An 11,550-nucleotide genomic window follows, 5' to 3' on the forward strand; every position below is an offset into this window, starting at 1 on the left:
GCACTGGCGATCACCCCACCCGGTCTGCCCCGGTGCCAGCCCAGCCATTGCCGCAACCCTCTTTCCCTGCCGCTGGGCTTTCCTGCGACAGCTCTCTGGTGATCATTGCCCAGCAGGCCAAGCTGGTAGTGGGTTATATGCAGCCATGGCCCAGCAGAACAATGGATGCGGTATCGGTTGCGGTGGCCTGCTGGCTTTGCTGGCCCTGGGGTTTGTACTGGCCTACTGGCATTTCTTTCTGATTGCGGCCGTGCTGGTGGCAGCTATCACAGCGGTTGTCTATGCCGCTCTGCTCCACAACCAGCAACAGCTCAAGCTGCTCATGCAACAGGTGGAACAACGTTTTCGCCATGACCCCTGCGTGGTTCAGCAGCGGTTTGGGGCAATCGACGCTCTCAACGTGGCCGGTGATCTCTACAGCCCCAGGATCAATGTGGTGTGCCGCACGCTTGACTCAGATAGCAACTATCGCCATTCGAGCGTTATCTCCACCAGCATCAGCCCGCCGGGGGAGCGCAGCCGGTTGCGGGCAGCCAGCGGTGTTACCACCTGGCTGCAGAGCGCTGGGATCAGCCTGCTCGATGACCTCTCGGTAGAGGCCAAGGCGGTGCGCGCTGCCATGGCTTGCCTCAAGGAGCGCCATTGGACCGCCGATGCGCTCACCAAGCTGGCTGGGCTGACGTCAGCGCTGGTGGAAACACTGGAGAAAGCAGAGGGCAATGAATTGCTCGAATCGGCGATTCCCCAGTTGCAGCAAGCGCTGACTGCCTTTGAGGCGGAGGAGTACAAGCTGCAGCAGGCCCATGCCAGCGCTGCCGAGATGCTGCGCAAGCTCAATGACTTCCTAAGCGTGCCGGCCAGCATCCGGCCGATTCTCAGCTTCGATCTCGATCAGCTGTTTGATCCCCAGCGCTTCTCTGACCTCGAGCAGTCGTTTTCTGAGGTGGTGCTGCTGAACGATGCCTTCCGCCAGCTATCAGAAGAGCGCCTGGCCTGAGCCGTCAGCGCAACCAGCCCCTGGCCGTTGCCAGCCGTGAGGCCTCCTGCACCGCCTCAATGCAGCGCTGGGCGCGGCGTTTGGCATCGTCCTGCCCCTGGGCCCGCAATACATACGCCTCCATCGCCTCCGGCGTTTCGATCAGAGCCAGCAGGCCAGCGGTTCGTGCAGCTAATGATCCAGCAGCAAGCAGACGGCTCACCAAGCCCAGGTCCCAGAGCTGCTCCGCGGTGGAGCCGGGTGCAAGCAGCTCCTGTCGAAGCACTTCCAGCAACTGCTGCTTCAGTGCATCAAGTTGCCCAGGCCGCAGCCGGCGGCTGTTGGGTAGCCCTTCCGCTCTCCCCGCAGGGATCACGGTTGGACGATCCGGCGCATGCTCCACGCTCCAGCTCAGGCCCGTGCCCGGAACTCCCACCGTGGTGCGCGCACCACCACTTCGGGCGACGGGGATATTGAACGAGGCGCCTCGCCCGCCCACTGAGATCGAGCTCAATCCACCCTTGCTGAAATTGAAGCGCAGCGGGCCCAGGCGGGTGGAGCGGCGGAAACGGAAGCCCATGGCGCCGGCCTAAACCCCCTCGAATTCCGAGAAGAAGTCCTCATCCAGCCGGTGCACCACATAGGTGTCCTTCACCGAAACGCCCACGCCAGCGGTGATCATGAGCAGGGTGAGACGGTTGCCATCAATCAGCACAATCCGCTTGTCCACAAGCCCATTGGCATAATCGCGGGCATCTTTGCTGAAACCGGACGTGGTGAGGAAGACGCCTTTGCTGGCGCCTACCCCACCCATGGCGCCGTAGAAGGCTTGGATCAACGGTCGCCCGATCGTCTGCTCCTGGTAGCGCTTGGCCTGGATGTAGATGCTGGCCAGACCCAGGCGGTCTTCATGGATGCGGCCATCGATGCCGCCATCGGGTCCGCGTTGTACTCCCTGGCGCGACTCGGGGCCGACGCCATAGCCAAGGGCACCAAGAAGCTGGAGCACCAGCGCCTCGAAGGCTTCTGGGCTGATCGCCTTCACCCTCTGCAGCAACTCCCCGCGCACATCGGCTTCCAACTGACTGATGCCTGCGGCGATCTGCTCCTCCGGGGTGACATCAGCCTCGGGAGCGGCCTCTGTAAGGGGTGTGCCATCAGTTGCTTCTGACTTGTCTGTTCCCCAGGCTTCCTCCCAGCCAGGGAATTGTTTGAGCCTGGAGAGGGTGACAGGGCCTGGTTCAGCAAGCAGCTGCCGGCCGCGCTCATCGAGTTGCACCCAGCCGCGTTTCGGGGTGGAAAGTGCCTGGGCTTTGCGTAGGTAGGTGGCGGCCCAAAGGCTGCGATTACGGAACTTCGGCTGTCCACTGGGGATGGTTTCGGCCAGCTGTTCTGCAGTGAGTCCGGAGACATCCATCATGCGCTGGATCACCGCCTTGACGTGGTGGGGCTCCCCGTCGGTCACGGCCTCCAACATGGGCCGCATCAGCTCGTGATACTTGGGTAAAGGTAATTCGATCATGCAACTTGGGCCTCTGCGCTGAGATCGATGCCAGGGGCAAGGGCATCAGCAAGGACGGATTCAAGGAAGCGGCGGCTGTCTTGCTCGGTCACAGTGATTTGGGCCTCCAGTTGATCGCAGAGGTTCATCAGCTCCTCAACCTTCGCGACGATTCGGTGCTGCTCGGCGAGTGGAGGGAGGGGAATAAGGAGTGCTTCCAGCTTTCCTTTTGTAATGTGCTGAAGGCCGACACCTCCGTGCGCCTTGGAAATCATCTCGTCGAGTCGGCCGTTGATTGCCAACCGAAGAAAAGATGCGATGAAAGACTGGGTCTTGAAATCGCATCGAAATATATGCTGGTTCAGAACCGCTGGCCCGCGCTCCCAGATAAACGCTCCAAAGGACGTTCCAGGAGTACCAGACCAGCTTATTAAGAATGAGCCGTCATCAATCAGCGAGCGTTCCCGTGCAATGACGGGGTCACAGAAGTTAAACGCCGCATTTATATTGTTTGGATTCTGGATTCTTACGATACGCAGGCCTGTGGTTCCCCAATCAGTCGACTTGAACGCCATTCCGTTCAGAAGGTTTAACTGGTCGCCAATTTGAATCCATTCCCAGTTACTGGGCAGATTAAATGGATCGGCCGACTCATACTGTCTCTTGATGCATTTAGGCTTTTCATCACTGGGTGCTTGCTCCACCAGCTTGCCGCGCACCGCAAGATCGAGGATGAAGCGGCGTAGACGAGGAAGTGCATCGGGTGCTTCGCTGATCCGCTCGAAGTGCTGCAGGAGCTGCTTGGCGTTCATCGCAGCAGCGCCTCGGCCAGGATCACCTTGAGCTGATCGCGCAGGCCGGCCGCCTTCTGTTCGTCCAGTTCCAGTTGGGCCAGCAACTCGGCTGGGTCGCCGTGGTCATCGGCCACGGTGTGGGGGTTTTTGAAGTCGAGGTTGTAGTTGCGGGCCTTAATCGCCTCGATCGGCACGCTCCAAGCCTGCTCGGTTTCCTGGCGGTTCTGGCGCTCGGCTCCACCCCACCAGTCCACGCAGTCCTGGAAATGCTCCACCCGGATCGGCTTTGTCATCGAATAGGCCTTCTGGCCCGGTGGCACCCGGTGCTCGTAGAACCAGATCTCTTTAGTCGGCTCTCCTTTTTCAAAGAACAGAAGGTTGGTGCCGATGCTGGCGTAGGGCTTAAAGACCGAGTTCGGCAGCCGCACGATCGTGTGCAGGTTGCACTCCTCCAGTAGGTGCTCCTTGAGGCGGGTCTTCACACCTTCGCCGAAGAGGGATCCATCCGGTAAGACGATCGCGGCCCGCCCGCCTGGCTTCAGTAAACGGATGAACAGAGCCAGGAACAAATCGGCGGTTTCCCTGGTGCGGAACTGCACCGGGAAGTTGTCCTGAATTCCATCCTCCTCCTGCCCTCCGAAGGGCGGATTGGTCAAGATGATGTCCACCTGGTCGCTCTTGCCATAGCTGGCATAAGGACGGGTGAGGCTGTTGTCATGCTCCACAAAGCTGGGATCTTCAATCCCATGCAGGAGCATGTTGGTGATGCACAGCATGTGGGGCAGCTGCTTTTTCTCCATCGCCCGCAGGCCTGCCTGCATCGCCTGTTCATCGGCAACCGTTTTCACCGAGTGATCACGCATGTGCCGAATCGAACAGGTAAGGAAGCCATCTGTGCCTACTGAGGTATCCAGCAGCAGTTCACCGGGTTTCGGGTCAATGCGGTCCACCATGAAGCTGGTGACACCACGAGGTGTGTAGTACTCCCCTGAATTGCCAGCACTTTGCAGGTCATTTAGTAGTTGCTCATAAATATCACCAAAGTGCTTACGTTCGCTCAGATTATTGAAATCGACCTCATTGATCTTGTTGATCACCTGCCTAAGCAGCTGCCCAGACTTCATGTAGTTGTAGGCGTCTCGGAACACCTCTCGCACCACCTTGCCTCGATTTGGGTGCGATCCCTTTAGGGGCATCTCCTTGAGATAGGTGAAGAGCTCCTGGTTAATGAACTCCAGCAGTTCATCCCCGGTAATGCCCTCTGGATCCTTGGCCCAGTGGCGCCATTGCAAGTGGGTGGGGATTGGCGAGCTGAAGCTCTCCTCCATCACCTCAAGCTTGAGGTCCTGGTCGTCGATGATCTTCAGGAAGAACATCCAGCAGAGCTGGGATAGGCGTTGGGCGTCGCCATCGACACCCACGTCCTTGCGCATGATGTCCTGGATGGACTTGACCGTGGTTCGTGCCGACATCGCTCAGGCCGCCTCCGCATACAGGCAATCCTGCAGATCATGCACCGCCTTCTGGAAGCCGGCCCTTGAGCCGAACCCCTGGATCAACTCGAAGGCAGTCCCCAGGGTGGTGAATGGGGGGATTTCGAGGATCTTCACATTGTCCAGATCGCCCACTACCCCCTCGTCTTGGTACTTCTCGAGCAGGGCTTCCAAGACCGCCCTCGCTTGGGGCCCGTAAAGGCTGAACACATCCTTCCTAACCCGGGCGGCCCGCTCACGCCGGGTGAGGGGTGGTTGATCGAAGGCGATGTGGCAGATCAAATCGAAAGGATCCAGGTCTTTGCCTACCTCCTCCTGCAGTGGCTCCAGCAGCAGTCCCTCTGCCGCCAGTTCATCAATGATCGATTGCTTGCGTTCTTCTCCCCGCCAGCGGCGCAGGAAAGCATCCAGGCTGGCGTACTGCTCCCTCACCGTCTTGCGGCTGTAATCCCGCAGCGACTCGGTGACGAGCTTGCCGTTTTCATCCAGGTACTCCACTCGCTCGGTGAGGACGGAGACCGCCTTCCCCTTGATGTAATACTTCCGGTTTTTCTCGCCCGGCGGGACCGGTGGAAACGGGTCATCATCTAGTTCGCCAACAGTCGTGTCCTCGCCCTCTTCATCGATGGGGTCCTGGCTGTCTTCCCTATCAGGTGGATTTGGAACATCCGGAGGGAGCGGAGAGTCGTCTTCCCCAGGTTCATAGATCTGTACCGGCTCACCATCGAAGTCAGGATCAGCAAAGTGATTGGTAGCTTTACGGAAGTCCACCAGGGTGAAGTAGTACTTCTCGCTGTCGGCATGTACACGTGTGCCTCGACCCACGATCTGCTTGAACTCGGTCATCGAACCCACTTCCCGGTCCAACACAATTAGTCGGCATGTCTGGGCATCTACACCCGTGGAAAGCAAGCGTGAAGTCGTAACGATTACCGGATAGGCCACCATCGGATCAATGAAATTATCAATGTCTTTCATCCCTTCTTCATCATTTCCCGTGATCCGCATCACGTAGTGGGAATTCGCCTTCACTAGATCCTGATTCTCGTTGATCAGTGCCTGCCTCATCAGCTGGGCATGCTCGGTATCTACGCAGAACACTATGGTTTTCTGGAAGCGATCGCCACTGGCTCTGAGGTAGTTGCTGATCCATTTAGCCACCCGGCTTGTGCGCTCGTCGATGACCAAGGTGCGATCGAAATCCTTCTGGTTGTAGATGCGATCGTCTATTTCATAGCCACGGTCATCCACTTCACCTCGCTTCGGGCGGTAGCCCTGCACGTCTACATCCAGGTGGACGCGGATCACCTTGTAGGGAGCAAGGAATCCATCTCGTATGCCCTGCTTGAGAGAATAGGTATAGAGAGGTTCGCCGAAATAATTAATGTTGGATACATATTTTGTTTCTTTTGGCGTTGCAGTCAGACCGATCTGGGTGGCATCCGCGAAATACTCCAGGATCTCTCGCCAGGCCGAATCTTCTGCTGCGCTGCCACGATGGCATTCATCCACCACAATCAGATCAAAGAAGCCCGGTGAAAATTCCTTGTAAAGCTTCTGCCTCTCCTCGGGTCCCGTAAGCGCTTGATATAGACCTAAGTACACCTCGTAGGAGCTGTCCACTCGGCGCTGGCTGTTAATGGCTGTTGCGATCGTCTCCAAGGAACCATCGGCCCGCTCAATCGTCTTGGAGGCGGTGCTTAGCTTTGCCATCGCTGGACCGAATGGCCTGAAGTCATTCACCATCGTCTGGTTGATCAGCACGTTGCGGTCGGCCAGAAACAGGATCCGCTTTTTCTGCTTGGACTTTCATAGCCGCCAGATGGTCTGGAAGGCGACGAAGGTCTTGCCGGTACCGGTCGCCATGACCAGCAAGATGCGCTTCTGTCCTCTAGCAATGGCTTCCACTGCTATCTGGATCGCATTGATCTGGTAGTAACGAGGATCTTTTTTGCTGCCACCATCGAAAAATGGCTGCAGCGCCACCCTCTCCTGCTCAGGCGTCAACCCCTTCCAGTGGCAATAGTTATGCCACAAGGTCTCTGGGCTCGGGAAAGCCTGGAGAGTCAATGTGCTTTCCAGCTGCTCGCCTTGACCTGTGCGATCGTGGAACACGAAACCGTCGCCATTGGAGGCAAACACAAAAGGTGTCTGCAGCGAGTCGGCATAGGCCAGGGCCTGCTGCATCCCATCACCAAGGGCATGGCTGTTGTCCTTGGCTTCAATGACAGCGATCGGTACATGCTGATAAAGCAGCACATAGTCCGCCCTACGGGCACGGCCCCGGGTCACCATCCGCCCGCGGACGATGATTCGACCCGCTGTGAAGGAGTGCTCCCGCAAGATGTGCTCTTTCAGCCATCCCGCCTGATGCAGAGCCGGGGTAATGAACCGGTCGCAGATATCGGTTTCACTTAGATCCTTCTTATTCACTGCAGTCCCCTGAGCAGCGTGTGCTGAGGCGGCAGGCAGGCCTTACTGCTGAGCTGCGGCGCTTGGCCTAGCAATGGGGCTCCAGGGGTTCCGGCGCTTCCAATTGTGGTGGCTCAGCTAATTGGCGCCACCTTTCGCAGCCCTCACCGTTTATTTCGCCTGAGTTGCCTGGCCTGAGTTCCTCATCTGACCAGGTGCCTCAGCCGGGATTCGTGGCCCTTGGTCGACCTTGGGTTGGCCTGCCACAAGGGCTACCGGGAGGAATTGGCTTGCCACTAGGCCGTCAAACACCCACCTAAATCCCTCGTCCAGTCCTCGCGCTGCCTCAAGGATCTAGCCATGCGCCCCGTTGGGGCGTCCTTGTCACATCCCTGCGGCAGGCCGTTGGGGGTGGGGTTCTCTGCCGTCCCCAGATGGCTGCCCCGCTTTCCCGCTCTGCCCTCCGTGCCCGTGATGCCTTGGTGCTCGAGCACCTCTCCCTGGCAGATGCCGTTGCTTCAGCTGTAGCCCGCCGCTTCTTCCCTTTGGTTGAGCGGGAGGATCTGATCCAGGTGGCTAGAGAAGCCCTGCTCCGTTCAGTGCTGCGCTGCAAAGCAGGTGAGCCGGCGGAGCCCTATCTGCGCCGCTGCATCTCAGGTGCCCTGCAGCATCACCTGCGCGATCGTGTGCGGCTGGTGCGCATTCCACGCCGGCTGCATGAGCAGGGTCTGTGCCCCCTGGGTCACATCAGCCTTGATGGCCACGCCGTTGGCGAGCCGTGCCTGCTCGATCAGCTAGCGGCCCCAGAGCAAGAAGCAGCCGGCCCCGCTGATGATTTGGCGCTGGAGCAGCTTGTAGATCAGCTGCCTGCGCCGCAAGCCACGGCCCTGAGGCTCACCATCCTTGAGGGCCTGTCGCTACGGCAGGCGGCAGAGCAGCTGCAAATCAGCGCCATGTCGGTGCAGCGGGCCCAAAAGAAGGCAATCGAGTCCCTGCGGAAGCTGCTCCAGGCCTGAGGCCTTGGGCCGCCTCTGGCGGCCTTAACCCCTTGCTCCACCCACTCGCGCCTGCTCAGGGTTCCGCTGCGGTCCGTACAGACACAAGCTTTGATTCCTTGTCTTGCCCACCAGTGGCTTGCTCCGGGCTTCCTCAGTCTGAGGCATTCCTGCGTCATGCCTCCGCTTCGGGAAGTCCCTTCGCTGCGCCCCATGGCGCCGATTTCATGGCTTCTCGTTCAGCTGCCGCCTCACCGTTCTGCAGGCCTGAGGAAGATCCGTTCCTGCTGCTCGAATCCACGCTGCGCTCGATGGAGGAGATCCTGCGCCGTAGCCGCGGGTTGCCGCTGCGCCGCACCTGGATCGAGCAGCCCTATGGAGAGGAAGAGATCACGATCCTGGAAGAGGAGGTGATCCCCGCGATCCAGCAATGCCTGGCGCGGGTGGATGAGCTCGATGAGCGGCTGCTGGCCCAGCAGGAGCTCTTGCAGCGTTGCCAGCTGGAGGCTGGTCGTGAGGCGCTGGCTGAGTTGAGGCTGCAGATGGCCTGAGGCCCAGGGCCCGCCGGGAGCACTGATCCCGGCTTCTCTCCTTTGTTGCGTGCAGTGCGGCAGTGGGCTCACTCCGCATCTAATCGAGGCCCAGCTCAGGTCGTCTGGTCATGCCGGCGGTAGCTAAGGCAGAGCGGGTTGGCGGTGGTCCACAGCGCCGGAGAGCACTTCCCCGATGGTCCGCCCCTCGGCCAGCAGCCACCAGAGGCGGTGGGCTGACAGAGCCACAGCGTCAAGGCTAAGGCGAGCACCTGAGCGGTGACCTTGACCCCGTGGCTCAGGGGCGTGGAGGGGGGCGTTTCTTCTCCAGTTCGCCATGGAAGCCACCACCAATCCCTGCCGATCCCGTCAGCGCAAGCCACAGCGCCGTCATCCAGTGCAGGTCGCCCAGCAGCTGGTGCTCTTCTCCCTGCCGGTTCCACAGCCGATCGGCTGCTGCTGGGATCTGATCTGCCCAGAGGCCGGCTGGGAGGAGCCCCTGCGCTGGGCCGTCTAGGGCCGAGCTCAGATCGAGGCCGCCAGCAGATCTGCGGCCTTGCTCAACTCACTCGCGCTTGCTCGGGGATTGCGCGGCGGCCGCTGGAGCGTCTGCTTGCTGCACAGACCTCCGGTGGTCGAAGTAGAGAGGCGTCAACTTTGCTGGCAGAGGGGGGAACGCCAAGCCCAAACACCTCCAAAACCCTGAGTCGGAGTAGGTCCCAAACTGCTCCTCACAGTCCTGAATGGCCGCCAGCAAAGCATTTAAACGCCCCGAATGTTCGGGGTGTCATCAGGGTGGGCACCAGACAGCCTGAGAGCACTGGGAGACGGAACAGGATCATTGACGACGCTGAAAATCTGGTTGATCTTCTTCAGATATAAGTGATTATAAGTAGTCGCGAGAACCAGCTCTTTTCAAAAGAAGAATCAAATGAACGGTTAATCACACTAGTTCCTGCAAGAAGCTACCGCAATGATTCAACATCCTGCTCTTGCTTTTGTCAGGCTACTGACGATCACTTAACCTCTGTCATTTGTGCAATGACTAGAGCGCGAGGATCAGCACTGCCATGTATAAATTATTGCTAGAAGTTACACGCCATCAAGAAATTTAACGCCCACTTAAGGCATCATACTCTTGCTTGATCGCCAGCACTTCTGCAAAGCCATCCCTCATTTCACGTCGTCGCGAATATATTTCTAGCGGTTGTGTTTCGTAATTTGATGCTTTCTTGAGATTCTCTGGTACAGCTAAAAACTCATAGCACTTGTGAATTGCCGTCCAAGCCTCTTCCGCGTATTGAGAAAGATCCTTGCTTTCTCTCTGTAGAATTGCAATAGACTTCTCAAGCGAAGCCCTATTCGCTGCGAGGAGTTCATTAGTTTGGGACGCTTTATACGTGGTCTGCAACGGCTCCAGTGATTTATGTATCTGTGCAACGCTTTCATCAGCCCATATTGCCTCGGGATAGTTCTCAAAAATTATAGAGCAGACTTTCTCGTCAAGTGAATTTGATTCTAGCATATCGATACCTTTTTCCTTGATAAATTTATCGATTAGTAGGCTAAGCAATTTCTCGGAGAGTTGATCAGAAGAAAATGGCTTGATATCCTTAATAGAGTGACTGTTCTGAGAGGAGTCGATGGTTTTGACTCGAACACCATTCCTAATTCGTTCGTCCCAAAAGATTGATTCATAGCGAATCCCAATATATGGAAACGTCTTATTGGAATCCAAAAAGATTTCTCTAAATTTAAAACATGTTACGGGATCGTCTCGCAAGACTCCAAATTCATCCTGGTATTGACTTGCCACACGATCAACCAGTATTTTTGCAGAGAGAATATTTCTTTTCAAGGATCTGGCTCTCACAAAGTAATATATCCCAATTAAGCATCCGACTACCAGAAAGAATGGCCAGGCGACAATTAGCAATATTCCTACTACAAAGAAAATGAATATAGCTATTATGAGCATACGGCCTGAGACTTCTTCGGTCGCCATTTCAAGGGGATCCACTCATATGCTTATACGATAACCCATGTACTGATATGAAGAGCGAGTTGGCCCTTTCATTGGAATCCCAGTTCTGCACCAGGTTTTAGTTGCGTTCCGCCAGCTGGAACCACCCTGCAAGCCATCACCCTCTGATGCTCATGTTTGCGGTGTTTTCAGCGATTAATGCGGGGCTGGCGGTAGCGCCCCTCTGAGTGGTGTAACTCAGGCGGTCCTGTGACCCTTTCCGGAGGGTGAACAGGTGCAGTCAAAGGGTGACTGCTTGGAAGCTGATTGCGCAGCTCCGTTTATCCACTATGAACCCTGATCGCTGAATTGGCAACTCAGCGATCAATGTGTTTTGTGTAGATCGAGGGAGGAGCTGGTGCCTTTCAGCTGATGGGTTCGTCTGGCTGGGCGGACGGATCAGCATCAGTGAGCTCCAGGGCCTCTTCTGGCTCCGGGATCTTGGCCATCGTGGCCTCTGAGAAGAAGCGGCGGCGCTCCAGCTGCCATTCCTCCTGCTGCTCCAGCAGCTGGCTGCCCACCAACCGCTCGATCGCAGCGTCGTTGGGGAAAATACCGACCACGTTGGTGCGGCGTTTGATCTCCTTGTTCAGCCGTTCCAGCGGGTTGGTGCTCCACACCTTCCGCCAGTGCTCCTGGGGGAAGTGCAGGAAGGCCAGCACGTCGTCACGGGCGGCGTCCATCACCGGCACAGCGGTGGGGAACTGCTTGCGCAGCATCTCGGTGACTCGCTGCCAGTGGGAGCGCACCTGATCGGGGGCCTGGATGACGAACACCGCTTTCATGGCAGCGGCCACCATGTCCTGGCCGGCTTTGGGAACGTGGC

At 57.7% G+C, this 11,550-nt stretch carries 10 protein-coding genes and 1 pseudogene; 4 read left to right on the top strand and 7 right to left on the bottom strand.

Features of this window, described 5'->3' with window-relative positions; genetic code table 11:
- The first annotated feature begins 145 nt into the window (after window positions 1-145).
- A complete protein-coding gene (locus KBY85_RS10970; protein WP_254961550.1) occupies window positions 146-997 on the top strand; it encodes a hypothetical protein in 852 nt (283 codons plus the stop codon).
- 4 nt (window positions 998-1,001) lie between these two features.
- On the opposite strand, the gene KBY85_RS10975 is transcribed toward KBY85_RS10970, so the two are convergent.
- The 5 genes and pseudogenes from KBY85_RS10975 to hsdR all read right to left on the bottom strand — a co-directional run bounded on the left by KBY85_RS10975 (window position 1,002) and on the right by hsdR (window position 7,197).
- Window positions 1,002-1,556, bottom strand: coding sequence for a DUF4236 domain-containing protein (locus tag KBY85_RS10975; RefSeq protein ID WP_254961551.1), 555 nt, complete (start codon window positions 1,554-1,556; stop codon window positions 1,002-1,004).
- A gap of 9 nt (window positions 1,557-1,565) precedes the next feature.
- Complete coding sequence (locus tag KBY85_RS10980) at window positions 1,566-2,498, bottom strand: restriction endonuclease (protein WP_254961552.1); 933 nt, start codon at window positions 2,496-2,498, stop codon at window positions 1,566-1,568.
- Entirely contained in the window at window positions 2,495-3,289 is a 795-nt protein-coding gene (locus tag KBY85_RS10985) for a restriction endonuclease subunit S (RefSeq protein WP_254961554.1), read from the bottom strand. The genes KBY85_RS10980 and KBY85_RS10985 overlap by 4 nt, the downstream gene beginning before the upstream one ends.
- Window positions 3,286-4,743, bottom strand: coding sequence for a class I SAM-dependent DNA methyltransferase (locus KBY85_RS10990; protein WP_254961555.1), 1,458 nt, complete (start codon window positions 4,741-4,743; stop codon window positions 3,286-3,288). The genes KBY85_RS10985 and KBY85_RS10990 overlap by 4 nt, the downstream gene beginning before the upstream one ends.
- A gap of 3 nt (window positions 4,744-4,746) precedes the next feature.
- Window positions 4,747-7,197 (bottom strand): annotated as a pseudogene (gene hsdR / locus KBY85_RS16080) (EcoAI/FtnUII family type I restriction enzme subunit R).
- A 413-nt stretch (window positions 7,198-7,610) separates the two neighbouring features.
- On the opposite strand from hsdR, the gene KBY85_RS11005 reads away from it, so the two are divergent.
- The 3 genes from KBY85_RS11005 to KBY85_RS11015 all read left to right on the top strand — a co-directional run bounded on the left by KBY85_RS11005 (window position 7,611) and on the right by KBY85_RS11015 (window position 9,218).
- A complete protein-coding gene (locus tag KBY85_RS11005) occupies window positions 7,611-8,192 on the top strand; it encodes a sigma-70 family RNA polymerase sigma factor (protein WP_254961556.1) in 582 nt (193 codons plus the stop codon).
- Window positions 8,193-8,398: 206 nt separating this feature from the next.
- The gene (locus KBY85_RS11010) at window positions 8,399-8,722 is read left to right on the top strand and encodes a hypothetical protein (protein ID WP_254961557.1); all 324 of its coding nucleotides are present in this window, start codon (window positions 8,399-8,401) and stop codon (window positions 8,720-8,722) included.
- Window positions 8,723-9,038: 316 nt separating this feature from the next.
- Entirely contained in the window at window positions 9,039-9,218 is a 180-nt protein-coding gene (locus KBY85_RS11015) for a hypothetical protein (protein WP_254961558.1), read from the top strand.
- A gap of 594 nt (window positions 9,219-9,812) precedes the next feature.
- Here the strand turns inward: KBY85_RS11015 and KBY85_RS11020 are convergent.
- Window positions 9,813-10,721 carry a hypothetical protein gene (locus KBY85_RS11020; protein ID WP_254961559.1) on the bottom strand — a complete coding sequence of 303 codons (909 nt, stop codon included), beginning with the start codon at window positions 10,719-10,721 and terminating at the stop codon, window positions 9,813-9,815.
- A 368-nt stretch (window positions 10,722-11,089) separates the two neighbouring features.
- A partial coding sequence (locus KBY85_RS11025; RefSeq protein ID WP_315859984.1) for a transposase occupies window positions 11,090-11,550 on the bottom strand: 461 nt, incomplete at its 5' end.

It is taken from the genome of Cyanobium sp. BA5m-10 (assembly GCF_024346255.1).
GTDB classification, from domain to species: domain Bacteria; phylum Cyanobacteriota; class Cyanobacteriia; order PCC-6307; family Cyanobiaceae; genus Cyanobium_A; species Cyanobium_A usitatum.